21 protein-coding genes are annotated in these 25,353 nt (G+C 46.6%); 3 read left to right on the top strand and 18 right to left on the bottom strand.

Translation table 11 applies throughout. From position 1 onward, the window contains the following. Positions 1-208: 208 nt before the first annotated feature. The 3 genes from AC1S8V_RS29835 to AC1S8V_RS29845 all read right to left on the bottom strand — a co-directional run bounded on the left by AC1S8V_RS29835 (position 209) and on the right by AC1S8V_RS29845 (position 5,328). The gene (locus AC1S8V_RS29835) at positions 209-1,834 is read right to left on the bottom strand and encodes a rhamnogalacturonan lyase B N-terminal domain-containing protein (RefSeq protein WP_482071881.1); all 1,626 of its coding nucleotides are present in this window, start codon (positions 1,832-1,834) and stop codon (positions 209-211) included. A gap of 344 nt (positions 1,835-2,178) precedes the next feature. After that, positions 2,179-3,051 (bottom strand): AraC family transcriptional regulator, encoded by an 873-nt coding sequence (locus tag AC1S8V_RS29840; RefSeq protein WP_482071882.1) that lies wholly within the window; start codon positions 3,049-3,051, stop codon positions 2,179-2,181. Positions 3,052-3,219: 168 nt separating this feature from the next. Beyond that, positions 3,220-5,328 (bottom strand): TerD family protein, encoded by a 2,109-nt coding sequence (locus AC1S8V_RS29845; RefSeq protein ID WP_482071883.1) that lies wholly within the window; start codon positions 5,326-5,328, stop codon positions 3,220-3,222. 333 nt (positions 5,329-5,661) lie between these two features. Here AC1S8V_RS29845 and AC1S8V_RS29850 point away from each other — a divergent pair, with 333 nt between their 5' ends. Beyond that, entirely contained in the window at positions 5,662-6,279 is a 618-nt protein-coding gene (locus AC1S8V_RS29850; protein WP_482071884.1) for a TetR/AcrR family transcriptional regulator, read from the top strand. A 32-nt stretch (positions 6,280-6,311) separates the two neighbouring features. Then, positions 6,312-7,385 (top strand): hypothetical protein, encoded by a 1,074-nt coding sequence (locus tag AC1S8V_RS29855; RefSeq protein WP_482071885.1) that lies wholly within the window; start codon positions 6,312-6,314, stop codon positions 7,383-7,385. 89 nt (positions 7,386-7,474) lie between these two features. On the opposite strand, the gene AC1S8V_RS29860 is transcribed toward AC1S8V_RS29855, so the two are convergent. The 3 genes from AC1S8V_RS29860 to AC1S8V_RS29870 are packed head-to-tail and all read right to left on the bottom strand — an operon-like array spanning position 7,475 to position 9,521. Then, on the bottom strand, positions 7,475-8,074 hold the full coding sequence (locus tag AC1S8V_RS29860) for an S-layer homology domain-containing protein (RefSeq protein ID WP_482071886.1): 600 nt from the start codon (positions 8,072-8,074) through the stop codon (positions 7,475-7,477). Next, positions 8,040-8,384, bottom strand: a complete 345-nt coding sequence (locus AC1S8V_RS29865; protein ID WP_482071887.1) for a hypothetical protein — start codon at positions 8,382-8,384, stop codon at positions 8,040-8,042. The genes AC1S8V_RS29860 and AC1S8V_RS29865 overlap by 35 nt, the downstream gene beginning before the upstream one ends. After that, positions 8,385-9,521 carry a response regulator gene (locus tag AC1S8V_RS29870; protein WP_482071888.1) on the bottom strand — a complete coding sequence of 379 codons (1,137 nt, stop codon included), beginning with the start codon at positions 9,519-9,521 and terminating at the stop codon, positions 8,385-8,387. 178 nt (positions 9,522-9,699) lie between these two features. Between AC1S8V_RS29870 and AC1S8V_RS29875 the strand changes: the two genes are divergently transcribed. Continuing rightward, positions 9,700-12,786, top strand: coding sequence for a hybrid sensor histidine kinase/response regulator (locus tag AC1S8V_RS29875; RefSeq protein ID WP_482071889.1), 3,087 nt, complete (start codon positions 9,700-9,702; stop codon positions 12,784-12,786). A 234-nt stretch (positions 12,787-13,020) separates the two neighbouring features. Here AC1S8V_RS29875 and AC1S8V_RS29880 read toward each other — a convergent pair whose 3' ends face one another. The 12 genes from AC1S8V_RS29880 to AC1S8V_RS29935 form a co-directional block, all read right to left on the bottom strand. Next, positions 13,021-14,526: a malate:quinone oxidoreductase gene (locus tag AC1S8V_RS29880; protein WP_482071890.1), complete on the bottom strand. Its 1,506-nt coding sequence runs from the start codon at positions 14,524-14,526 to the stop codon at positions 13,021-13,023. Between the two features lie 507 nt (positions 14,527-15,033). Continuing rightward, positions 15,034-16,002: an ABC transporter ATP-binding protein gene (locus tag AC1S8V_RS29885; RefSeq protein ID WP_482071891.1), complete on the bottom strand. Its 969-nt coding sequence runs from the start codon at positions 16,000-16,002 to the stop codon at positions 15,034-15,036. Beyond that, a complete protein-coding gene (locus tag AC1S8V_RS29890) occupies positions 15,999-16,799 on the bottom strand; it encodes an ABC transporter ATP-binding protein (protein ID WP_482071892.1) in 801 nt (266 codons plus the stop codon). The genes AC1S8V_RS29885 and AC1S8V_RS29890 overlap by 4 nt, the downstream gene beginning before the upstream one ends. Next, positions 16,796-17,650 carry a nickel transporter permease gene (gene nikC, locus AC1S8V_RS29895; RefSeq protein WP_482071893.1) on the bottom strand — a complete coding sequence of 285 codons (855 nt, stop codon included), beginning with the start codon at positions 17,648-17,650 and terminating at the stop codon, positions 16,796-16,798. The genes AC1S8V_RS29890 and nikC overlap by 4 nt, the downstream gene beginning before the upstream one ends. After that, positions 17,647-18,594, bottom strand: coding sequence for a nickel ABC transporter permease (gene nikB, locus AC1S8V_RS29900; RefSeq protein ID WP_482071894.1), 948 nt, complete (start codon positions 18,592-18,594; stop codon positions 17,647-17,649). Before nikB ends, nikC begins: the two co-directional genes overlap by 4 nt. Beyond that, the gene (gene nikA / locus AC1S8V_RS29905; RefSeq protein ID WP_482071895.1) at positions 18,594-20,141 is read right to left on the bottom strand and encodes a nickel ABC transporter substrate-binding protein; all 1,548 of its coding nucleotides are present in this window, start codon (positions 20,139-20,141) and stop codon (positions 18,594-18,596) included. The genes nikB and nikA overlap by 1 nt, the downstream gene beginning before the upstream one ends. 451 nt (positions 20,142-20,592) lie before the next feature. Next, positions 20,593-21,204: an adenosine deaminase gene (locus tag AC1S8V_RS29910; protein ID WP_482071896.1), complete on the bottom strand. Its 612-nt coding sequence runs from the start codon at positions 21,202-21,204 to the stop codon at positions 20,593-20,595. Between the two features lie 137 nt (positions 21,205-21,341). Continuing rightward, a complete protein-coding gene (locus tag AC1S8V_RS29915; RefSeq protein ID WP_482071897.1) occupies positions 21,342-21,545 on the bottom strand; it encodes a hypothetical protein in 204 nt (67 codons plus the stop codon). 401 nt (positions 21,546-21,946) lie between these two features. Further along, positions 21,947-22,354: a contact-dependent growth inhibition system immunity protein gene (locus tag AC1S8V_RS29920; protein ID WP_482071898.1), complete on the bottom strand. Its 408-nt coding sequence runs from the start codon at positions 22,352-22,354 to the stop codon at positions 21,947-21,949. A 210-nt stretch (positions 22,355-22,564) separates the two neighbouring features. Further along, on the bottom strand, positions 22,565-23,053 hold the full coding sequence (locus AC1S8V_RS29925; protein ID WP_482071899.1) for a hypothetical protein: 489 nt from the start codon (positions 23,051-23,053) through the stop codon (positions 22,565-22,567). Between the two features lies 1 nt (position 23,054). Further along, the gene (locus tag AC1S8V_RS29930) at positions 23,055-24,350 is read right to left on the bottom strand and encodes a WXG100 family type VII secretion target (RefSeq protein ID WP_482071900.1); all 1,296 of its coding nucleotides are present in this window, start codon (positions 24,348-24,350) and stop codon (positions 23,055-23,057) included. A gap of 185 nt (positions 24,351-24,535) precedes the next feature. Next, the gene (locus tag AC1S8V_RS29935) at positions 24,536-25,339 is read right to left on the bottom strand and encodes a DNA-binding protein (protein ID WP_482071901.1); all 804 of its coding nucleotides are present in this window, start codon (positions 25,337-25,339) and stop codon (positions 24,536-24,538) included. Positions 25,340-25,353: the final 14 nt, after the last annotated feature.

Consider the following 25,353-nt stretch of genomic DNA (forward strand, 5'->3'; position numbering starts at 1 on the left):
TTCCTCCCCGTTCATTCACTCATGATTACGTATTGAAAATTATACCACTATCCGGATCACCATCTCCAGCAAAGCAAGATCCTTAGGGATATCATGAATCAATATCTTTTCATTTCGGATGACAAAGCTAAAAGAGGTAACCTGAACCTGGTTAAGAAAACCAGACAGGTTACCTCCTTTATTCCTTCCACTGAATTGTATTCTTAAATCAATTCAGCAACTCAACACAATCGTAGACCCAACCTGCACTTAACCAGTTACCCAAATCACTGGAACCGCTGATCGGCGTAATTGTGATGGTATTGGAACCATTCACGAAGTAGGATGCTGGAACATTCCAGCTAAAGGTTGTGTTGTTCCCACGATACGTACCAATGGTGAAGCTACGAGATTTGGGCTGTGAAGATGCACCAGGATTGGTTAAAGCATGTCCATTAACCGTTACACTAGGTCTGCCATTATTGTAGGCCGCGGTAATCCCGATGTTGAGCGTATGAGAAGTTGCCGCTTGAGATCCATTCAAGTTAAACGTTATTGTGGTTGGAGAATTCTGACCACGGAACTGGATTGCCGGGAATCGATTGGTCGCGCTACCAGTAGCATAGGTGACAGGTCCCCAGCTTGGGTTGCGACTATCGGAAGGGTGACGAATCGGAATCGTCTGTCCATTCAGGAGCTCCCGTGGCGTACCATCCCAGTTACCGATTCGCCAGATGTTAGAGGCTTTACTGGGGTCATTGTTGATCGCACGTGTATTCAGAGTTGTCGTTTGTCCTGCCGTGACATTAACCGTTTCCGTATATACGGCCAGTTCTCCCTTATATGCTGTCATGGTGTATGTGCCCGGGATCATGCTATATTTGGCGGCTGCCCCACTTGAAGAGGTACCCACCCAATACTGGGCATTGCTATTGGCGAACCCAATCGTGTACGCATAACTCGTATCCATCCCGGAGAGACCATTAAGCACGACATTACCCCGACTGGATACCCAACCCTGCAGATTCAGCCCAGCCATCCAGCTGAAATCGGGCACACTCGGCGTACCACCCGTTGTGAAGATCAAAGCGTACGGCCCATGCAAACCCAGGCGCCAATTCTCCGTCTGTGCATGTCCCGAGTTCATATAGTTATATACTTCCGTCTCTGTTCCACTTTGGAACTGGATGTCGCGGAAGAATGGACCACCAGAGCTTTTTTCTCGATTGCCATAGGCCATAAATACACCGACGCCATTACCCGTAACTCCACGAACCGATAAGTCTTTGGCCTGATCATTACCATAATATTTCGAGGCACTCTGACCATTAGCGAAACCAAATACATCCTGACTCTCGATTGCTCCTGTGTTGCCCCGATTATTCGAATTCGCCGGAACACCTGTTAACACGCTACCATTACCACGGAAAATGTACCGTAGCTCTCCGATCGAAGGTTGAGCCGTGATATGCGTTGCCATGTATATGATGTTCTCTCCACCACGCGAAGCATAATAATGAGTTAGGGTGCTTGTCGATACCGTGATTAACACGGTTGATCCTGAAGGAGAGGTGTTCCAAGTTACATTGGCAGAAGAACCCAAGCCTGATCCGATATGCGATCCCCTGTTACTGTTCAGCTCCGTACCGTTCATTTTGGCCGATATAATATCTCCATTGGTTTTGTTCACCACATAGACTAATCCTGATCCGGTATTTACTTCAATCCTGGAGCCGTTATCAGTAACATATATGGTTGCCGCATGTCCGGTAGATGCAGGATATACAGCAGCTGTTGCGATCATAAAGACAATTAAAAACAAGCCAAGTGCCTTTCTCAAACTACGTTGGGCCATGAGTAAATTCCTCCTTGGAATTCATTTTATAAAGCGCTTACATTATAATGTATAACAACCGAAACTTCCGTCTCATATCGGTATGTCTGCTATGTGGGCATGTCCATAATTCATGGAATGTTATGTCTGCTTGCGTATAAGGTCACCACTTCATTTCGATTTGTGCTCGCCCCCTTCTTAAAACACACTGCTGAATACAAGAATTCTTACAATTCCATTAAAATAATACCATTATATTACATATATTCGCAATGAAAACGGCGCATTGATCCGTTAGCAAATTCTGAAAACGAAAAAACGCAGCTTCAAAAGCTGCGTTCGCAGATACTCATCCAGAGATAATATCATCTCTTCCGAATGGGTATCCATATCTCGCTTCTATATTGCTCAACGGTAACATCCTTGTGCTCATTCCATAGCATTTCCGGACCCTCACTCAGCTCATAGTCGGATGAAGGAAACCACTCTGCGTAGATCCGGCCCCACACCTCCTGAAGTGTGCCTGGAAACGGGCCAACGACAGTAAATACAGCCCACGTCGAAGCAGGAACCTCCAACTGTTCCAGTCCTTCAGGCGTCTCTTTGGTCGTAGCTGCGCCAATGTAATGATCCAGTTCTCCCTGTTCTGCCATCCGCCCCTCACTGAAATGGGCCGAAGCACTGATTAAACCTAGAGGCTGGACGTTCGATGCCCCTTTAATCGTATCAATCAATTCCGGTGTGAGACTCTGGTACATCGCAGCGATCTCCGGATTTATCCCGTTGAATACGATCGGCACCCTTTTACGAATACCCACGATTCGAAACGCCTCTTTATCTTCAATACGGTAGTTCATTTCGCTTCCTCCTTGAATGGTCAGTTGAAATGTCATCCGAGGGAAGGCTTTAAGGGATGGACCATGGTTCCGCGCTTCAGAGGGCGTAGTGCCATGCATGCTTTGAAAAGCACGCGAGAAAGAATCCGGCGATGTATACCCGTATTTCAACGCAATATCAATAATTTTGCTGTCACTGTGGCTTAGCTCCATGGCTGCAAGCGTCAAGCGGCGACGTCGAATATATTCCGAGAGCGTTACACCACTAAGAAAAGAGAACATGCGTGTAAAATGATACTCCGAGCAGCAGGCAATCCGGGAAATCTCCTTCATATCCAGGACGTCCATCAGATGCTCCTCCATATAATTCAACGCTTCATTTAACCGCCTCAGCGTATCCATATCATCCCTCCCACGTTAATTCAAGCTTAGCAAAGTCATTCTATTTGCATCCGACATTACCTGCACCATTCTGTAGGCTCTTTGCACCCAAACCAGAAAAAAGAGCAGCATCAGCTACTCTTTTCTAACCTTGATATTCACATATCGCTAGTATACAAGTCAAACAGGTCAAACCAGATACTCCGCCATGATCTGCTCGATATCATAGGGTGTAATACCTTGATCGACCGAATAGATCGTATCCGCCTGATCCATTGTATCCACCAGTTCTCCTCTAGCTTTGGCATGGAGCATGAACAAGTCATGCAGATCAGGTTTGCGTAATGTCGTTAGTGCTTTACCCATCAAGACCATGCCTTTTTGATTGCCTTCCACATTATTGTAGTAATCCGGATGGCTTGTCAGCGCCAGGTCTGTCCAGATGACGGTACGTTCGACCAGGTCCATAATGACAGGGATCGCAATCTGCGTATCGGCGGTAATATCGATTTTGTTAGCTACGGTGGACGGTTCGAAAATCTCGCCAGACCCCGGCTTCTTCCTCATCATCCACCCCACAAAACATTCCGGCAGATCACAATACGGATGACTGGTGAACGAAAGTAGTGTAGCCACCACATAACGTCCACCATAACCCACGATGGATGGAATGTGCAGATCAATGAACTCACTTGCGCCATACGGTGCGGTCACGATGTCTCCGCTATGAACAGCCTTATAGTTAGAGGATCGCAGATTCGTATAGGAAATATGCTCCACATAGTTCCAGTCCTTATCGTACATCACCGCAGACAAGTCGATGTCCACGCGCCCTGTAGACTTTCCATCCACGTCCCCCTCTTTCCACCAGTTGAAGAAACGAATCGTATCTCCCTCTGCCATCTGCACACGACTCCCACGAACGATGGTATGCAGAGCCTTACTTGCGGATCTCTGGGAAAAGGGCACCAGATAATCATGAAGCTGCGGATCAACATAGGTCTTCCCAATCGGGGCAAGGGCTGCGAAGCGCTCTACCAGTGCCTGCTCGCACAATTGCACGACATCCTGACACGTGGCTTCATCGATGTCTGGGAGCTCATTCGGAACGGCAAAAGCTCTGGCTACATTACCTTTCGGGAAAAAGACACGCAGATCCTGCGGTTCATTACGCCGAGCAAAATGCTGTCTCACCTGCAACAACACGGGGGTAGATACCTGATCCAAAACTTCACCAAAGGCCAGCAGTACATACGCTTCATCTTCGGTCATCCGCAGCAAGTGATCCAGTCTTCTCGCGAATTCACCTGGACGCTGTGACAACAGATCGATCAGACTCCAGACATTCCGATATTGGAAAGCAAGCTCCACACTTCCGTTGAAGGTCGAATACGGCTTATTATTACGCAAAATATCAAAGGCTTCTTCGCATCGCGGATACCGAAGCTTATATTCCGAAGGATGAAGAATTTCGCCTAGGCGAATCCAGCGATCCTTATATCGCAGCATATCCTCCGTTATTGAACCGCATTGCTCAAGCAATCCAAGCAGCAGGCGTCTCTCACGCCGTTTGAATTTCCGGAAGGGAGAAGCCCCAGCCAGACTAACGTCACCATTGGACCAGGCAACAGCCAGACGGAGAACATCACTTGCCGTTTTGAAATACGGACCGATTCGATCCATCCCTGCTTTTTCATGCTTCAACAGCGAGGCGACCACAAAGCCCACATTTTCTTTGAACGGAATCTCGGCAGGCAGGATCGCATCCACCTCTTCTGGGTCTGCTTGTTCCAGTACCTTATCGATATCCGCCTTATCTGTATCCGAGATGGAACCCTTGGCTTCAATGATCTGGCGGATAAGCGTCTGGAATGCTAGCTTGGTTCCCAGACCGATTACTTTCAAGTCCGTCTTCTCCAGCAAAGGCAATCTCTCTACATATGGTTGATCCGGATAGACAACATTCAGGTGAGTCAGATAATGAATAATCGCATTAAGATATAACTCGGCCTCATCCGCTTGCATCACCTGCATCGGGAATCCTGCATACATCGGTGTGTACTTCACATGTGCGCCAACCATGACTCTCAGATCAGCCACAAGTTGAATATATACTGCTTCAAATTGTTCCTTGGACAGCTGCCGCATCGCCTGCATTAACTCATCCGAGAAGGTGTATCCGAGTGCTTCAATATTTTTAAGGGCAGTCGCCAGGTGAGTCTCTGGCAACTGTTGCTTCCCTTCATTTGATTCGATAATGAGTTTGTTCGCTCTGCGCAAATAGATCGTATTGTTCATGATAAAAGAGTCCAGGAAAGCCACATCCCTATATAACGTGAAAGGTTAGGGTTAGAAGGAAGGAATGTGATAGCCTGGACGCCTCCTCTCTGAAATGAAATCTTCAGGAAAGCTGCGACCCTATGATCTCCAATGATTGTAGAAGGAAGGATCACAATAGCCTGAAGGCCAGCGGTTCGAAGTTTGTCACCCGAACCTCTGGTGAACCCATCATCTCAGATTCCACGATCTCCCAACAGGGTGAAAGTATTACGACATGATAAACGGAGAACAGCCTCCGATTGTCAACCAATCAACAGACGGGTATATTTATGTAAGAGGTGTGCTCCCATAATGTCTAATAAAAATAATCCTACTCCTGACGGTGAGGTTACGCATACTAATGCCATCGTCACTCAGGTTCCAGAAAAAGCAATGCGTGCAGATGCCAAAAAAAATCGGGATAAGCTGCTCCGTGTCGCGCATGAAATTTTTAAAACGGAAGGCATTGCTGTCTCAATGGATGAGATTGCAAGGCGTGCCGGTGTCGGTATAGGCACGGTCTATCGCCATTTTCCAACGAAGGAAGATCTGTTCGGAGCTGTCATCGCCAGCCACAAGATGCGTCTGATGGAAGAGGCCGATCAAATGCTTCATCACGACGATCCGGGCGAAGCATTCTTTCAATATTTCACAAAAATCATAAGCGAGGGAATTGCCAACAAGGCCATTACGGATGCTCTTGTTAGCAGTCTGACTATAGACACTGGCCGCTCAGAGGTAGCGAATGAGTTCTGGCGTGGCATTACCCGATTGCTTGAGCGAGCGCAGCAACAAGGCTCTGTCCGAGCGGATGCCAGCATTGAGGACATTAAAATCATGCTGATCGGTGTGCTTCAGGCAACCGGGGATCGAGGAGTTTTCCCGGAACGCGTAGTGTCGATCCTATGTGATGGTCTGCGTAACGGTTAGAGAGAAATCCATACAAGAACTGAGGATACAAGATGCAACTTCAAACACTATATAACGAATATGTTAATATCAAATGGAAACGCGGACTACCGCCTGCCCATACAGAACCTTTCATATATGGCATATATGAAGACGATAGTGCTGACTTATTCTTGAATGGTCACTCGGATGAGACCTTTACGAACTGGATCTTTGAGCTCCAGCCCAAAGATCCATATTATGGCGCCAAACCAAACGGGAAACCCGTTCTCACCGATGTGTTCAACCAACTGGATATGTATGACGAACTCACCCTATATTATTTGTTGTTTACTATTAATACCACGATGTCGATTAACACGTATAATTGTTACAGCGACATGAATGATTTCATGAAAAGTTACAGCTTCTTTCAGTTGTCCCAACTGAGCGAAGCCAGCAGACTCAACGATGAACAGAAGCAACAGTTACGAGACATTTTCTTCTTTTTCTACCTGTATGCCCATCCCGTCAATGAAGAGACTCTGTACGCCTGCTCATTCAACGAGAACCGTTTGGTATACACGCAAAAAGGCATCTCATTGGAGCGTTATTTCTCGACGTTTCATGAACACTACAGTGAAAATAGAGAGCTATACAGTGAACATATTGTTATCACTCCTCATGAAATTCAGGTCTGCAAACACCTGACACTGGAGCTATTAGCTGTAATAGAGGGTAGATCTCCAAAGCTTAGTATGCCTTCAGAGAAGGGGTTGGAGTCCGTCGTAGCGTTAATCAGCGACGTGGATCAAATGCTAGAACTGTACGAAGGCGACCGGATTGCGTTGTTCAACATCATGAGGGACTTTCTGGCTGAAGATTGTGCCAATCTCTATCGTGACCATTGCTTCACGACACTGCTTCAGAATTATGCGTTATATATTCTGTATTTTAATTTTGACGAGCTTCATGCACTGGTGGATCATTTCAAAGTCACCCCGTTATGGTGCGAGATCATCATCAATAAAATGTTCACGGATACCATCTTCATGCGGTGGTTCATGAGACAGAAGGATATCGACATTACTACGTACCCGGATGTCATTCAGTTCTTCAACGAGGAAGCCAGCAGGGTGTATCTGTAAACTACAGCATCTTTATTGCTCTTGTTAACACTAAAAAAAGCCTTTGCCGACCCCCAATGTCAGCAAAGGCTTTTCGTTTTAAATTGTGTTTATTGATCAATTAAATTTGTTACTTTCAACATTCTTGCAATTAATGCGGTGACCTCAGCACGGGTCATCGTTGTCTTCGGACTCAGAACCTCTGGCCCATTACCTTGGATGATTCCCGCTGCAATCAACTGGGCTACATCTTCTTTGGCCCAATTTGATACATCCGCTGCATCACTGTAACGTTCCAGTTCAGAGTACATCTGATCCGGGCTTATTGTTGCTTCTGGTTCAATCAGACGATATGCTCGAGCAACCATGGCAAATCCCTGCTCACGTGTAATTTCCTGATTACCGTAGAAGTTCCCATTATCGTAACCGCGAACGATACCCAATTCATTCGCAAGGGCTACCGCGGAGCGGAACCATGCGGAATCGTTAACGTCAGGGAATAGATTCTGTGGTGCATCCTGACGCATTAAGCCTAGTCCAAGCACAACAATCTCGGCAAACTCGGAACGAGTAACCTGACGGTTCGGTGAGAATGTGTTATCTCCGTTACCTTGCAAATCTAATCTTGCAGCGATGTTGTTCACATCGGTTTTGCCCCAATGGGATCTGGCATCTTCAAAATCCTGCGGATTCCAGATAACTTGGTACATGGAAGATGCTACCGTCCGGGTTAATGATTACCCCTGTTGTAATCCGGTTCGGGTCGATCCCTTCCGGAAGCGCAATATACTTCGGTGCATAGCCGTTCAGTTGCCCAGATCGAACCGTTTGTCCATCTTTCGTAAAGATGAGATCCAAATCAACCGGCGTCACAAGCAGCTCGTAACCTTGGGACGCGGCTCTTGTTTCGGCGCTGTCAATCAAAGCATCCGAGGAACGTGCAATATCGATATGAACATCAATAACGAATACAACAAAAAAAAGCCCTGCAAATGAAGCTGCAAGGCTGTGTATTTTCAATCACATATTCGAATTTTTCCATTGTTGGTACCACAACTCAACTTCCAAGCCAGGGCGTATGCCCGCCTCTTGTAGTAACACAGTAACCAATTGATTATATTGCGCGTTCACGGGATCTTTATTGCCTAATCGATCATACGTTTTCATTAACGCCAGGCAGACTTCCTCCAATGATGGCTCGAATTGCTGTACCCGGTGATATAGCGTGAGTGCTTCCGTATTCTGTCCCAGATCAATGTAATATTGTGCAAGTTGCATGGCATGATTACGCCAAAGTGCATGCAAGCGCTGACGCTCCAGCTCAGCCCATACGTAATCGTCCTCGCCATAATATTTGCCTTCATATTGATCTGAGGTCTGTCGATGCTCGGCCATTGTAAACGAGGATAATGGAGGCAATCGATTAAGCCGACTCTCCCATTCTTCCGCGTCAATCCTGAATTCTCCTGTTTCCAATAGATATCCAAACTGCTGATAGCGAATGGACATCTTGTCCTCGCCCATGAATTCGTTCATCATGCTGCGCAAGCGATGGATGCCACTATGCAGATTGGATATGCCTCGCCCCTCATCCAATTCTGGCCATAATAGTTCAAGTAGCTTATCCCGTTTAATCGGTTTGATCCGATGGTGAAGCAAATAGGCAAATAACTCTCTGATTTTACTTGTTCTGAACTTCATATGCTTCGGCGGCTCATTCGGATGCAGTTGAACCTGAAGCATCCCAAGACACCGGATTACCATGGATGGCCCTTCTTCCATATTCTGGATGGTTGGCACACTTCGGCGTTGATAGATCTTCATCGTTTTTTCCAAACGGTCACGTGTTACAGGCTTCATGATATAGTCGATCACTTCAAGCCCATAGGCCGTCAGTGCATGTTCGTTATATGCTGTTGTGAAAATAACCTCTGTCCCAGGAGATACCTCACGGATACGTTGAGTCGCCTCGATCCCGTTCATCCCCGGCATCTGAACGTCCATGAAGACGATTTCCGGCAGATGACGTTCGATCTGATCTATGGCTTCTTGTGCCGTCAAAAAAGAGCCGATAACTTCGCAATCCTCTCTCTCTAGCAACAGTTTGTTCAACCTGCTCAGAGCGAGATATTCATCATCTACCAAAATCACTCTCATATGCACAACTCCTCTGGCTCACTGATCATCCTTTAATCTATCATTTTACCATAAATCCTGACGTGGGACCGCTATCATTTAAATATAGAATCTATGTTCCGGTATTCAAAAAAAATGACCTTCACTTTCAAAGGGCATGCAGGAATTTGGAGGAAAGTGTCGAAAACTAAAGTCTGCCATGAAACCAATAACCTATAAAAAGTTACCCCGTTATGTAGTGCTATCGATTTTATTTCTGTCTATTTCACTTGGTTTTCGCTGGGTATGGTCCGAGTCTTTCACTATACCCGAACATCCTGAACCAGCTGAAGGCGTGTTGGATCTTCGAGGCTGGGATCTCGCCAACGCTTCACCCATATCCCTGGATGGAGAATGGGAATTTTATCCCCATGCGTTCATCTCTAATCGGGACGTAAACATCGTGGACAGCCCATCCACACCGATTCAAGTTCCCGGTGACTGGCGGAATGCGTTGCAGCAATCCTCATCATATGGATATGGAACGTACCGTCTCCGTATACTTCTAGATCCATCCGTGAAGGAAGTCTCTCTCTGGGCTCAGAGAATCCAGACATCATCCATCATCGAGATGAACGGGGCCATTGTTGCCGAATTCGGTCAACCTGCCACCCATGCCGAAGCCTATCGACCAGAAAGGACTGCATTTACGACGTCCTATACGCTTGACGGTTCCACCGAACTCAATCTTCTGGTACAGACATCCAATTTTGACAATCCGTATAGCGGTGGAATCACACGCTCTCTCTATTTTGGTTCTCCAGATGCCATCGCAAGCGAACGAGGATTATCTATCGATTTGCAAAAAACTACGTTCGCCATACTAATCTTTCACAGTCTGTATACTTGTGTCATATTCCTTTTTAACCGAGAGCAACGAGTCCTGCTGACGTTTTCTCTATTGATGCTGGTGGTTGCCATAACGGTCATATCTGACCATGACAATCTTCTATTGAACTGGATTCCGCTCAACTTCACTTGGATGGTCAAGACCACAGTGTTGTCCTACTCATTGTTCCCGTTCTTTCTTCTACAGATGGCCAACAGTTTTTCCAATAGTTTACAAGGCAGTAGACTATTCCGCGTCTATGCCAGCGTGCTTAGTATATACTGTATATTTTTGCTAATTGCACCAGTGACACTAATCTACCACGTACTTGAGACTGGGCTCTCTAAGTTCCTTTATGTGTTTGCGATTACCTGGTCTGTGTACCTGTTCTTCCGAATGGTAGCCGAGAAGCGAAGTGACGCAGGCTTTTTACTCTTTGCGGCAACCAGTAGTTTATCAAGTGCGATGTGGGGAATGGTGAATTCACTTAATGAAATCACCAATGTGTATTATCCGATTGATGTGATCGCAGCCATATTCGGCTTCTCCGCCTATTGGTTCAGGAAATACTTCCGCAATTCAAGTGAGATTGAGAAGTTGTACGAACAGCTCAAAGAGGAGGATCGGCAGAAGGATCAATTTCTTGTGAATACGGCTCATGAACTGCGTACACCGCTGCATGGCATCATCAATATTGCCGAGAGCATTGCAGTCCGTGAACGGCGTAAATCAGGTGGGCAGCAGGCAGAAGACATGAAACTGTTAGTTACCATCGGTCGACGCATGTCTCAACTCGTTGATGACCTGCTTGATGTCATTCGTCTGAAGGAGAAACGTATTAAACTTCAAAAGAAACCACTTTCCCTTGCATCTGTCATCCCAGGTGTGATTGGTATGTTTCGATTTATGGCAGAGGGAAGGCCTGTCCAAATGAAGGTAGATATTCCTGAATCACTGCCGTTGATTCAAGCCGATGAGAGAAGACTTGTTCAGGTACTCTACAACCTGTTGCATAATGCACTCAAATTTACCGATGAGGGTACCATTACTGTATCTGTTCGGGAACATGGAGAGTACGTCATGATCCAAGTCTCGGATACAGGCGTTGGCATGAGTGAAGAGATACAACAGCGAATATTCGAGGCGTATGAACAAGGAACCCCGGAGGCTCGCATGAGTGGAGGAATCGGCCTGGGTCTAAATATTAGCAAGCAACTCACTGAACTGCATGGCGGACAGCTCACGGTTCAATCCTTACCCGGGCAAGGATCGACCTTCCAGATCTCACTTCCACGGGAAGATACCGAAGCGCTCTCTGACCAGACTGAGCAGCGATGGGACGCTCACAGCTTTGATGAAGTTGCGATTGCGGAGCCGCAGCAGCAAACCATATCTCATGATAAGACTGCCGCCCGTATTCTTGCCGTCGATGATGATCCTGTGAACCTGCGAGTACTGATCTCCATGCTTGCGAATGAACCGTACCATATTCAACCTGCGGCCTCGGCGCTGGAGGCACTCGAATTACTGGATAAGGAGCCGTGGGACTTACTGATTGCCGATGTCATGATGCCTCATATGTCTGGCTATGAACTGACCGAGAACGTACGCAAACGTTATTCGGTCTCTGAGCTTCCCATCCTGTTATTGACGGCCCGTAACGAACCGGCCGATATCTATGCCGGATTCATGGCTGGTGCTACAGACTATGTCACTAAGCCTGTTGATGCCGTTGAGTTAAGGCATCGCATTGGATCACTGATCGTGCTGAAACAATCCATCGATGAGCGGCTGCGCATGGAGGCTGCTTACTTACAGGCACAGATTCAGCCCCATTTCCTTTTTAATACGCTCAATTCAATCATGGTTCTTAGTGAGATGGACACGGAGCGAATGCAGAAACTGGGCGATGCTTTTATCGAATATCTTCAGACCAGCTTTCATTTTGTCAATTCGGAGAAAATGGTTGAGGTCACTCATGAGTTGGATCTCTCCCGCGCCTATCTCTACATTGAGAAAGAACGATTTATGCATCGGTTGAACGTCAGCTGGGATATTCCAGATGATCTTGATCTATCCCTGCCGCCACTCACCATTCAACCGCTCATTGAAAATGCCGTTCGACATGGTATTCTCAGCAAAGTGGAGGGTGGAACCGTGCATATCCGGATCATCAACCAAACTAACGGTACCTTGATTGAAATCGAGGATGACGGTGCGGGGATGCAACCTGAGCAGATTGAACGAGCCCTGGCATGGCCTAAGAAAGGACCAGAAGGAACTGGTGGCATCGGATTAACCAATACGCATCGCCGGTTGACTCAGATGTACGGACAAGGCTTGAACATCGTCAGTTCTCCGGGCCAAGGTACGAAAGTATCTTTTGTCATCCCATTGGACCGCGACACAGGAGTCTGAGCGATACGATCGTTCTATGACTCTACCGCAGACATACTGTACGATCCGTATCCATATGCTTAAGTGTAAGGTCTAGGGGAACGCGATGATAGCGGACATGTTCAAGTTCAATTCCAAGCTCAAGTTCAGGTTCTGATATACCAAATAAACCAAAAGAGAGCTAAGCACGGGTTTCGCCCCGGCTTAGCTCTCTTTTCTTTGGCTTGATTATTATCTAACACGATAAGCGAATGGTTATACGTGCATGACATGTTTTTCATCCGATAACCCCAGCGCCTTGGCTGTTGAAGAATGAACCTCTTTGAGAAGATCCAGGTTCTCCACAAGTGATATGCCATAGGAAGGAATCATTTCCTTGATCTTTGGCTCCCATGCCTCCATATGCTGTGGGAAGCACCGCTGAAGAATCTCAAGCATGACCTGAACCGCAGTGGATGCACCTGGTGATGCTCCTAGCAAAGCCGCGATTGTTCCATCTGCAGACGTAACCACTTCCGTACCGAATTGGAGCGTTCCTTTGCCACCTTGGACGGTATCCTTGATGACCTGCACACGCTGCCCCGCCAGAACCATATCCCAATCCTCGCTTTTCGCACCCGGAACAAAGTCACGCAATTCAGCCATACGTTGTTCTTTGGATAACATCAGTTGTTGGATCAGGTATTTGGTCAAAGAAATTTCTTTGACACCTGCTGCGAGCATCGTAAGCAGATTATGCATCTTAACCGACGTGATTAAGTCAGCATTGGAACCCGTCTTCAGGAACTTCGGCGAGAACCCGGCAAACGGCCCGAATAGCAGCGACTTCTTATTGTCGATAAAACGGGTATCCAGATGCGGAACGGACATCGGCGGAGCCCCTACCGAAGCCTTGCCGTATACTTTGGCATGATGCTGTTCCACGACTTTTGGATTTTTGCACACCATAAAGATCCCACTGACCGGGAATCCGCCGATATGTTTACCTTCCGGAATGCCCGTCTTCTGGAGCAAATGTAGACTTCCGCCGCCCGCGCCAATGAAGACGAATTTCGCCTTATGGCGTTCGACTGCACCGCTCTTCAGGTTTTTCACGGATAATTCCCATGATCCATCGCTGGTACGTTTCATATTCTTCACGCTATGTTGGTAGTGGATACCCACGTGTTGTTCCTTCAAATGTTTGATCAGCATACGCGTTAAAGCACCAAAGTTAACGTCCGTACCGGAGTCAATTTTGGTCGCTGCAACAGGTTCATTACTTGTACGATCTTTCATCATTAGCGGCATCCATTTCGCCAGCTCTTTCTTGTCATCCGAGAATTCCATGCCTGCGAACAGCGGGTGATTCGACAAGGAGTCATAACGTCTTTTCAAAAACTGGACATTGCTCTCTCCGTGTACATAACTCAAATGAGGAATCGGCATAATGAAGTCCCGCGGATTACGAATCAGACGGCTATTGACGAGATAGGACCAAAATTGCTTTGAGATCTGAAATTGTTCATTCACTTTAATCGCTTTGCTAATATCTACGGTTCCGTCTGGTCGTTCAACGGTATAGTTAAGTTCGCACAATGCAGCATGCCCGGTACCGGCATTATTCCATTCGTTGGAGCTTTCCTCTCCTGCAGTGGCTAGCTTTTCGAAAACCTTAATATTCCAGTCTGGTGCCAATTCTTTTAGCAAAGTTCCCAAAGTTGCACTCATAATTCCGGCACCAATCAAGATAACATCTGTACTCGTTTGTCCCTGGCTCATGTCTACCGTCCTTATATCCTATATTTGCCAAAAGGATGTAAGCGTTATCGATTTGGCATTTGCAGCAAGCCCATTCTTGAACGGGGTCGCACCTTCTCTGAATGAATATAACCTTGATCTAGTGTATCAATAATATAGAGCAATTTAAATATGCAATTTCAAGATATTTGCTATTCCATCAGTATACGCTAGTTTACATCGGAACGTTAGCCCGGTTATAGGCCTGAAAGATATATTTGTTCAAAACAAAGAAAGGAGCCCCGTTCTAGTGGGACTTGGGCGATAAAATGTCATGATTGTCTTGAGCACTGCTGATATAAATTGAGTTCTCATCCTGGTCATAATATAGACGTCTTTTATGACGTTCTATACGTTTAATGTGCGGTTGGTATATAGCTTCTATAGTCTGAAAATGGATGCGCTAAGAGCCGCTCTCAAATGTCTCGTAAAGCGGCTCTATATTCATTTAAAAATGACCATCACAGCACACGGCGTTTCAGGAAGTACTCAGAAGATCGAAATCAGTTCTTTCGTATATGAATGGCGTTCTTCTGCGAACAACGCATCCGCGCCAAAGCGGTCAACGATCTGACCCTCTCGCATAACGATAATACGCTGGCTCATGCGATGCACAGCAGCCAGATCATGCGAGATGAACACGTATGACAGACCAAGCGTTGTCCGGAGATCAGTAAGCAACTGCAATACTGCACCTTGCGAGATCACGTCCAGGCTGGCTGTCGGTTCATCCAGAACGACAACGTCAGGCTCAATGCCAATGGCACGCGCGATGGTTACGCGCTGACGCTGTCCACCACTTAGCTCATGCGGATATCGTCCAGCCAAATCGCTTGGAAGCTCGACAGCTTCAAGTAGCTTTTGGACGTAAGCATCCTTCGACGTATAGGTAAAGTGGGACAGCTCGGCGCTCCGTCCAAGTTGTTCATACGGATCGATCAGCGAATCGGCAATCTTGAGCTTCGGATTCAGTGCAGCCATCGGGTTCTGGAATACGATCTGAATCTTCCGGCGATGAGGTCGCAACCGTCGGCCGCTCAGCCGTGCGATATCCTGTCCGTCCAATGTAATCGAGCCCTGATCTGCATCTTCGATCCGTAGCAGACAGCGGGCTAGCGTACTCTTGCCACAGCCGCTCTCACCAACCAGTCCAAGGCACTCGCCGCGATTCAGGGCGAAGGAAATATCATTCACAGCCGGTCGGTCAGCACCTGCATACGTTCGGCTGAGATGTTCCACGTGAAGCACCGGATTGCCGAGGATGCCGGACGATGAAGCAGTCTCTGCACCGGTGGTATCTATATCGGTATTTGTATTCGCATGATCTGTACCCGTAGTATCTATGACTGCATTGTCCGTTTCTGCATGGTTTACACCTTTAGCAAAGTCATGGTTTCGCAAGCTGGATTCTTCGGATTGCACAAGTCCACGGCGTTCTTCATTTGCGGTCGTCTTCATTCCGTTCCCGCCTCCTTCAATCCCGACTTCAGCGAGCGGCTCAGGACGGGAGCCGCCTCGATCAACTGGCGGGTATATTCATGCTGGGGATGGTCAAGAATGCGATGCTTGCCGCCAGATTCGACGATCTGTCCTTCCTTCATGACAGCCAAGCGGCTGGCATAGCGGCGAACATGGCGCCAGTCGTGTGTGATAAACAGAATGGCGCAGCCAGTCTCCGCTTGCTTGCGTGCCAGCAACTCCAACACGCGATGCCCGGATACACTATCGAGCGCCGTCGTTGCCTCATCTGCGATTAGCAGACGAGGAGACAGCATTAGCGATGTGGCAATCGAAGCCCGCTGAAGCTGTCCACCGCTCAATTGGAACGGATAGCGGCGAAGCAATTCAGCACCAAGGCCAACCGATTCCAGCGCTTCCTCCGCCCGTTTCTTGCGGGTGGCAGACGACGTTTCCCCATGTACCTTTTGGTATTCATCAAAGTGTCCGCCAATGCTGCGAAATGGCGTAAACGCTCCCTGATAGTCTTGAAAAATATACGAGATGCGGCTTCCCCGCAGGGCGCGCATCTCCTTGGGCTTCCGTTCGAGCAGGTTGCTGCCTTCGAACATCACGCGTCCCGACGCATGCAGATTGGGCGGCAGCAGACGACCGATCGCTTGCGAGAGCAAGCTTTTGCCGCTGCCGCTCTGTCCAACCAGTGCCATGAACTCGCCTTCGCGAACAGCCAGAGAGACGTGATCTACAATAGTACGATCCCGACTGGAGATGCTCAGTTCTTCAATGGAGAGAATCATGGCTGCACCTCCTTCTTCACGTCAAACCGGTCTCTCAGATAGTCACCCAGCATGTTGGCGAGCAGGACTACCGAGACAATGGCAAGGCCCGGATAGATCATCAGCTCCGGCCGAGACTGGAAGTAAGGCCGCGAGTCGTTCAGCATCGCACCCCATTCAGGTGTTGGCGGCTGTGCGCCAAGGCCGATGTAGGACAGTGACGAGATGAGCAGGATGATCTTGCCTAGATCGAGACTCGCCAGCACGAGTACATGACCTGCGATATGCGGAAGCAGATGTTTTCTCATGATACGACCGTCCGACAATCCGTTAGTCCGGGCGATCCGAATATAATCCTTCTGTGACTCAGATAAGACGGTACTGCGAACGAGACGTGCATAACTGACCCACTTCACGATCACGATGGCTAATACCAGATTGCCGATGCCTGCACCAAGCAGGCCACTTAGCACGATAGCGACAATGGTATCAGGAAAAGCAAGGAAAGCATCAGCAATCCGCATGAACAGCTTATCCACCCAGCCACGCTTATATCCTGCGATCAAGCCAAACGGAATGCCGATCAGCAGTGCAGCGCCGAGTGCCAGCAGGCTATAACCGAGCGTTTGCCCACCGCCCAGAAGCAGGCGTGTGAGTACGTCACGACCCAGATGGTCCGTGCCAAACGGGTGGAGCGCACTAGCATCCTGCAATCGTCCGCGCAGATCGGTTAACGTGTGGTCATGTTTCAGAACTAAAAAGGCATATACGGAGGCCGCGATGACTAGCATTGCAAATAGCAAACCAATGATCGCCTGCCAGCCGTGTTTTTTAGTTTTTTTGGCCGGAACATGCAGGGGCATGGTTTTCATCGGTGGGCCTCCTTTTCCTTGAGTTTCATTTCAGGATTCAAATAACGATAAGATAGATCAACCGCCGTATTCACGAGGAATACCAAGATGGCCATGATCAGGATGTAACCCTGAATCAGTGGGTAATCACGCTGGCGGATCGCGTCCACCACGAGCTTGCCGATGCCCGGATAAGCGAACAACACTTCAATCACGACGACTCCCCCGATCAGGCTGCCGAGGCTGACGCCAAATACCGTAATAACAGGCGGCAGACTGTGACGGAACGCGTGGAGCAGGAAGATTCGACCTTCAGAAAGCCCTCTTGCCCGAGCAGAACGAACGAATTCCTGACTCAGTGAATCGAGCAGGCTGGAGCGTAGAAGACGCACATAGACGCTGGAGATCGCAAGTCCCAGCGTCAGAGATGGCAGAATAAGTGAGACGAACCCATCCCGGCCCATGGTCGGCAGATTGCCATAGCGAACGCCGAACATGTCAATCAGGATGAGACCGAGCCAGAAGCTGGGCACCGCAGCACCCACAATGGACAGCATCCGGCTGCCCCGGTCAATCCAACTGCCGCGATGTAGCGCTGACAACGAGCCGAGCGGGATCGCTATGACCAGCATGACCAGCAGCGCGCCAATCGTCAGTTCAGCCGTAGCCGGCAGCGCACGCATTAGGGTCTGCATGACAGGCTGGCCGGTCGAATACGACACGCCAAAGTCCAGTCGCACAAAATCGAGTAACCAATTGCCGAACTGGACAGGAAGGGAGTCGTTGAAGCCCATCTCCTCCCGTATAGCTTCGACCTGCTCCTGACTAACGGACAGTTCGTCTACGTTCAATATCGTCAGCACGGGATCACCGGGAGCCAGACGAATGAACAGGAAGCTCACAAACATAATGAACAACAAGAAGATAAATACCTCAAGGAACTTTCGAAGCAAAATGCGAAACATTACATCACATCCAGCTTATTGGTAATCATGTAATATTCACTGCGGGTTGTAACCCAATTCTTAATCTTCTTGCCGTTATAGGCCACGATTGTACCTGGATGCAGTACGAATGAATTCAGCACGTTGTCATGCACGTAGTTGGCTGCCTTCTCGGCAAGCTCTGCGCGCTTCTCCGGTGCAACTGTGAGATTCAGCTCGTCGATGATCTTGGTCAGTTCCGGATCTTCCGATCCACTGAAGTTAAGAGCACCCTTAGGATGGTAAGTCGCATTCAAGTAATAGCCTGCATCCCCACGAGGAGCCGTCAGATTACTGTACGTCGCAATATCCCAGTCCCGGTTGGATGCCATATAATCTTCCGGCGTGTCAATCTGGCGAATCTGGACGTCAATGCCGATCTTCTTGGCATCAGATTGGAACACTTGAGCAATCAGTGGCAGATCGGCACGAGCCGAATACGTCAGCAGCGTCAGTTGCAATGGTTTGCCGTCCTTGGTCATTACACCGTTTTGTAGTGTATATCCCGCTTCTTCGAGATAGTTCACTGCGGCGTCAGGCCCGGATTGCTTAGTAGTCTCTGCATAAGTCGGCGCGAACGGCAGCGATGGCAGGAATGGTCCGATGGCCGCTTCACCGTATCCGAGCAGGATCGTGTCCACGATGCCCTGACGATCGATCAACGCATCGACCGCACGACGGACGTTAATGTCCTTCATACTCTCCCGTTGCATGTTCGTCGTCATCTGATGAACACGGAACGTCGACGTAGACTCCACAGTTATGCCATCCATTGCTTTGAGCGATTCGAGGCTCTCGACCTCTGGACGGTATACGATATCAACCTGCCCAGATTTGAGCGCTAGTGTACGGGCATTGGCATCTTCATTGAATGAGAACGTGATGGAATCCAGAGGCGATGCTCCGTCCCAATATTCATCATAGCGATCAAGTTCCAGCTTGCTGCCTGGGGTAAAAGAAGTCAGCTTGAATGGTCCCGTACCAATGGGTTTGTTCACAATGTCCGGCTCACTCACGTCGATAATCGCCGTGTTGGGGTTCACCAGCTCGGAAGCGAACTCCGGGAACGGCTGAGTTGTGGTAATCTCCAGCTTGTCGCCCTCGGCTTCAATCGTATCGATCTTCAGCGCGTTCTGGATCGCTACACTCTCTTCCAGTGCCCGCTCAAGGGATGCCTTAACGGATTCACCTGTCATTGGCTTGCCGTTCTGGAAGGTCACATCATCTCGCAGGTCGATCGTCCAATGCTGACCGTCTTCGCTCTCCCAGCTCTCGGCGAGCCATGGAGCAACCGTCAGATTCTCTTCATCGAGACGAACCAGTGTTTCCGTAATGCCCGCGCGCAGCGGCACATAGCTGGAATCCACATGCGGATCTAGCGAACTGGTGGAGAAGTTATATAGGAAGTGAACATTTTTAGCGGTGGATGGCTGCGCAGCAGGACTGGACTCCGATGATCCGCAGGCGCTCAACAGTCCAGCGCTCAAAGCCAAGGAGACCAGCGCTAACAGTGGCGTCTTTTTATTCAAGGTAATGCCCCTCTCTCTTAATCGTAATAATTATTATCTAAACAATGAGTATTATCATATCGTAATGATTACGTTTTGACAAGAGTTATGTTGGTGGTGAAACGAGAAAAAATCCGACTCTCAAATGAGAGCGGATTCTTCATGTTTTTTGTTACATATGAGGGCTTTATTAGTGGGCATTTTCTTTGCGATCCGGGATTGTTTACATGTAGAACCTTGCAAGATTACTCGAAGAGTTACAATCCAGTTTCGTAGTCTTCCAGCAAATGTGACCAGTAACCTCGATGTACTTTAAGGATTAAACAAAATCGAGTTTATGCGGAAGGCGGTGTATTTACTTTCATTACAAGTACCCTATTTTCATGATTCCTACCAAAAGTTTAACCCCCTTCTTTTAATAAAGGGGTTATAGTTTGGGACTTAACATCAATCAACCTTTATTTCTAACAGATCACAATTCTTTGACTGTACCACAACCATAAGGTTGGCAAATCTGAATTGTCGAAACAGTATTAATAAATCCAGTATAATCATGATATCTATAATAGTGATGGTCTTTCCTAATGGATAAAGTCCCACTGTAACCACTAGAAACACCTTTAGTGTATGTTTTTGTTATCCAATAGGCTCCTGGTGCATCTTTAGAAAGATAATAACCGCCAATGCTTACAAGTATTCCAGCTATTTTTCCACTTACAGGTCCTCCTATAAAGGAAGCAAGTATACCTGCTACTGCAGAGGCTGTGGCATATATTATCTCAGTTGAATTTTCTACTTTGCCTTTATATACATAATCATCTCCTAATGCCTGTGGAGCGTAACTGAGATCTTCATAAACGGGTCTAACTTTTTTGATTGCATAATTCACTTCGCCGGTTTGCAGGTTTTCATACTTTACTTTGCTATCATCAACTTTTGTAATTTTTAACTCATCTTCTCCATTTGAATCGGTCGCAATATAGTAATTGTCATATTGAACTAATGTAGAACCATCTGTAAAAGTTACAGAATTACTGGTTGTGCTTTCAACTAAATCTAAGAGGCTTTTGTCCACTTGTGACACTGGCAAAGAAGATGGTAAATCTACCTGATCCTGAGCAAAGGCTGGTGTGAGATAGATGTAGAGAGCAGAACTCCTGCAAAAAATGTTTTAGAAATTTTTGATCCTATCATTTTTTATCCTTCATTCATTCTTTACTTCTATTTCTTCTTTTTCCTGAAGAAATCGAACTTGATCACATAATCAAAAAGAGACGTAATTACAATAGCTCCAATTGGAATCAATAAATAAATCCATAACGGATTATTTGGAGCTTCACCAGGGGGGGCATCAGTTAAAAAAACATAAAGAACAACACAATAAATTATGGCCACTACAATACCTGTTATGTTTCTATTTTTCATAGTTGTTTTCCACCTCTTGTTCACAGAAATTCAAAGTATTGTATTTTCCATCCGAATATACTATAACACATATTTGGAATAATTTCTCTCCACCTGTTCAGTATCGCCAAGAAACCCTTAAAAAAGCTGTCTAATTTACTGTTGACAATCCAATTCACTAACTTTGCGTCGTTATACGTTGACTAACTTAAAACTGAGGCATGGAAATCTATGTTGTTCAGACTAAGATTATCAAAAATACAGCTAGTCATATACGATTGTTCGAAACACACACCAGTTAATTCATGATTTTGAAAATCAACTTCCTGTAATTGAAGCTTCTCACCTACTTTTACTATGTTTTTTTAGCCATTAGTTTACCTCGTAGTACATCACTTTATCTCAATTTTGTTATCACAACTTTAAACGCTAACCTTCTTCAGAAAACGTTCTAATAACTCAGCGTACTCTTCCTGATCTTCTTCATCAGCCCATTCGAACTGAGAAAGATTACTCTTGATAGTCTGGAGTAATTTTTTTAGTTGTAATAAGTCTCTGAAATTATTCGTTTCAATAGAACAAAGAAGCTTCAACAGATGTCCATCATACATCTCCCCGGCAAGGGGATCTTCTGATAAAATTTCTATAGCCTTTTCTATACCAAGATCTATAAATACATGTTGGCCCAACATTCTACTAACATCTTCTAAGTCAAGCTTATCTACTGCTTTATTGAGTAGCTTATCGTACCATTGATCCAGAGGAGCATCGGCATTTTCTGTCTGAACATTTTGATCTACGGAGTATATATCTTTAATTAATTTACCCAATCCTACCCCTCCGGTCATGAATGCATCAATAGAGCAATTTTCTCAAATCAACCCTACCATATCCTTCTCAATAAAGTCTCCATGCAGTAAATCATAAGACCAATCATAGATATCAGGCTTCTCTCTGCAATCCGAGTTAATGACAAACTGACCGTCCCTCGGTAACTCTTAAAAAAATTAGCAAGTATATAGAGCCCACTTATCAAGTGCTCAAATCATTTTCGGATCTTTATAGCACCAATCAGAGTCATACGTCATTGAGTTTATCTTTTGTATATCTTCCCAGGTGAAGACCCAATCGTAATCAGCCACCCAAAAATAGTCGGATCTATTAAGATTCAGGTATTCATAAACGAAACGAAGAATGACCTCTTCTGCTCCAAACACTTCTTCTATTGTACCTACTCGAATGAGTTCGTGATCAGAATCCAAATCAAGATCTTCATAGTCACTGAATATTACACTCTTATTTTCCTTTGCCTTCACATACATAATGAATTGATGATTATTCTCGTCGCTGTTGTAGGAATGAGCCAGTATGTTCAACGTTGTTGAAGAGAATTTTCCATTTTCAAGGTTTTTATGATTATCAAAAATAATCCGGTTGTCGGAGTTAAACGCTGCAATCATAGTATCAGACAAAAACTTTTCTGGCGTATACTTTTCACGCTCCGTTAAGAAAAATGCAGTGGTTCCCATTTTATTTTATTACCTCCTTTAATTTGTCCAACGAATTGACGACGGTAACGCCATAAGACTTAATATCTTTTAACATGCTCTCATGTTCATCTCTTAGATTATTCAAGGGTTTATCGATATATAGGACAACCTTTTTGTTTTCAGGATTGAAAAAATCAGGATGATCGCGCTGAGTCATTTTCAAAAATTGCTCAGAGTCTACTGCTTTAATGGAAGCCTTCACTTCAATTATCACATCTTTTGTAACAACATCTAAATCTCCGGCAGCTTGACCATCCTTTTTTAATACTTTTAGTCCAAATCCAACAATTTCTGTTTCGTCTCTTACAAAATTTGCAACCTTTGCTTCGGTTGCTTTACCAATGTTGGAGCTACCCAGAAAGTTATCAACATCCCGATTAATATTCTTTGGATGTTGATCTACCCATGTGAGTTCAGCCCCAGCACGGTTAGTGTACGTTGTTTTACTCTTTTCCTTAACTAAAGTTCCATTATTTTTAATCTTTTCTGTATTCCCAAGAGTAACAGTCTGCGCCTTATCACTCTTCACCTTAGCAGCCTCAATATGCTGCTTAATCTTCGCCACAGCCGGATTAGAAGCTGGCAATCGATAAGGCCCTTTACCGCCCGGCATACTCCCACGAACCATCTGAATCGCCATGAATATCTGACTAAACTTCAGAGAGGTCACCATCATCTGAGCATACTTATCTGATACAGGCTCTCCCGTCGTAGGATGAATCCCCATCTCAAACGCCTTGATCTGTAACGCAAAAATATCTTCCCCAGGCGGTTCAACGTTCACAGCTTGCATAAGATTGAAATTTAGATGTCCCTGATCCTTCTCATACGCCTGAAGAGCAGCCTGATCCGCAACACCATTTTCATTGACAGGCATCCATACCCACTTACCAAACATATTGATTTGCGCCATCCGATAGCCCTTATCGCCCGAATTTGAACCACCTGCTGACTTGGTCATCATAGCTGCGGCACCGACTGCTCCAATTGCACCACCCACACTTACCTTCTGAGCATCTGCATCTTGGAAACGCGTGGCGATATCCTTCAATTCCTTCGATGTGTTCACCATACTCTCCAGCGCTTTATCCAGTATAGGTCGTGACTGCTCGAACTCATAGTAAAATCGCTCCTGCGTCGCACCCATCCACATCATCTGAACGAACATGATCTGTCTCGTCAGATCACTTCGTATACTCTCCAACTGTTGTCTGGCTTGATCCACCTGATTCGATACGTGATGTAGTTGTTCAGGGGTAACTTTGATTGTACTCATACGTTTCTCCGCTCATTCGAAATAAGATTATCCTATGTTAGCAGAAGTGTAATATGTAAACTATCCGGCTAACATCCTGATTTCACCATGGTAAATACAAAAGCTATGCTCCTCATCGGTGCTATGGTCCTATATGCATATACCCACTTCAAGGCATATCCTACCATTTTCAGTAAATATCTCTCCTACTTCATTTCCTCCAGCATCACCCGATACCGCCCAATCTGCTCCGCTGTCGCCTCTTCCCTCAATGATTCCAACAATGCTGTGCATCTTATAAAATACCGATCCATCCCTTGCTTATACGCTAACCTGATCGCCTGCAAAATGAACTCCACAGCCTCCTGCGGCCTTCCCATCCACTGTTCGTACAGAGCCCGCTGATAACAGTAATGGTACATATCATCGTTGTTTAAAGAACCCTCTTCTCTACCAACACCCTGTATCTGATCCTCGAACACCTGTAAAACCCGATCAATCTGCCATCTATGCCGCACTGCTGCTTCCGTAATTACTTTCAGACCTGCCAACCCTTCCTCCGGATGCTCAAGCAAAAAGTTCACAAACTCCTCCAGCAGTTGCACCTGCCCGGCTTCTATCTCAAGAGCATACCGATTCACCTGTGCCTTATGCCTGAACTCCTGCACCACCTGCATACCTACCTCATCCAGATCCTCCATCGATCCCAGTTCTGCATATTGATCGATACAAGCTCGCGCCTGATCTACCTGTCCCATCTTCCGGTGAGCCATACCCCGCATTAAGTGACTGAACCCGTAATAGTAGACCAAGGGCCGCTCGATGTGTATATGTGGTGCAGGCACTCCCTTTGACTGATACTCCTGCCGCTCTTCATGGATCGACTGCACACATTGATATAACATGTCCGCCCTCTCCATCACCTTGTTCCAATTTTCAAAAGCCACAGCCATGTCCAACATTTCAACAATAATGTCCGGTTTGAGTGATTTTAGGATAGATTTTCGCAAAAGGAGATCCTCCT

Source organism: Paenibacillus sp. B46(2026) (assembly GCF_056786355.1).

Bases quoted from the DNA above. Each gene is read 5' to 3' on its own strand.
- AC1S8V_RS29860 (WP_482071886.1), bottom strand. From the start codon at position 8,074: ATGTACCAAGTTATCTGGAATCCGCAGGATTTTGAAGATGCCAGATCC.
- AC1S8V_RS29870 (WP_482071888.1), bottom strand. From the start codon at position 9,521: ATGAGAGTGATTTTGGTAGATGATGAATATCTCGCTCTGAGCAGGTTG.
- AC1S8V_RS29880 (WP_482071890.1), bottom strand. From the start codon at position 14,526: ATGAGCCAGGGACAAACGAGTACAGATGTTATCTTGATTGGTGCCGGA.
- AC1S8V_RS29850 (WP_482071884.1), top strand. From the start codon at position 5,662: ATGTCTAATAAAAATAATCCTACTCCTGACGGTGAGGTTACGCATACT.
- AC1S8V_RS29915 (WP_482071897.1), bottom strand. From the start codon at position 21,545: ATGAAAAATAGAAACATAACAGGTATTGTAGTGGCCATAATTTATTGT.
- AC1S8V_RS29840 (WP_482071882.1), bottom strand. From the start codon at position 3,051: ATGGATACGCTGAGGCGGTTAAATGAAGCGTTGAATTATATGGAGGAG.
- AC1S8V_RS29855 (WP_482071885.1), top strand. From the start codon at position 6,312: ATGCAACTTCAAACACTATATAACGAATATGTTAATATCAAATGGAAA.
- AC1S8V_RS29930 (WP_482071900.1), bottom strand. From the start codon at position 24,350: ATGAGTACAATCAAAGTTACCCCTGAACAACTACATCACGTATCGAAT.
- nikB (WP_482071894.1), bottom strand. From the start codon at position 18,594: ATGTTTCGCATTTTGCTTCGAAAGTTCCTTGAGGTATTTATCTTCTTG.
- AC1S8V_RS29890 (WP_482071892.1), bottom strand. From the start codon at position 16,799: ATGATTCTCTCCATTGAAGAACTGAGCATCTCCAGTCGGGATCGTACT.
- AC1S8V_RS29875 (WP_482071889.1), top strand. From the start codon at position 9,700: ATGAAACCAATAACCTATAAAAAGTTACCCCGTTATGTAGTGCTATCG.
- nikC (WP_482071893.1), bottom strand. From the start codon at position 17,650: ATGAAAACCATGCCCCTGCATGTTCCGGCCAAAAAAACTAAAAAACAC.
- AC1S8V_RS29835 (WP_482071881.1), bottom strand. From the start codon at position 1,834: ATGGCCCAACGTAGTTTGAGAAAGGCACTTGGCTTGTTTTTAATTGTC.
- AC1S8V_RS29885 (WP_482071891.1), bottom strand. From the start codon at position 16,002: ATGAAGACGACCGCAAATGAAGAACGCCGTGGACTTGTGCAATCCGAA.
- AC1S8V_RS29925 (WP_482071899.1), bottom strand. From the start codon at position 23,053: ATGGGAACCACTGCATTTTTCTTAACGGAGCGTGAAAAGTATACGCCA.
- AC1S8V_RS29845 (WP_482071883.1), bottom strand. From the start codon at position 5,328: ATGAACAATACGATCTATTTGCGCAGAGCGAACAAACTCATTATCGAA.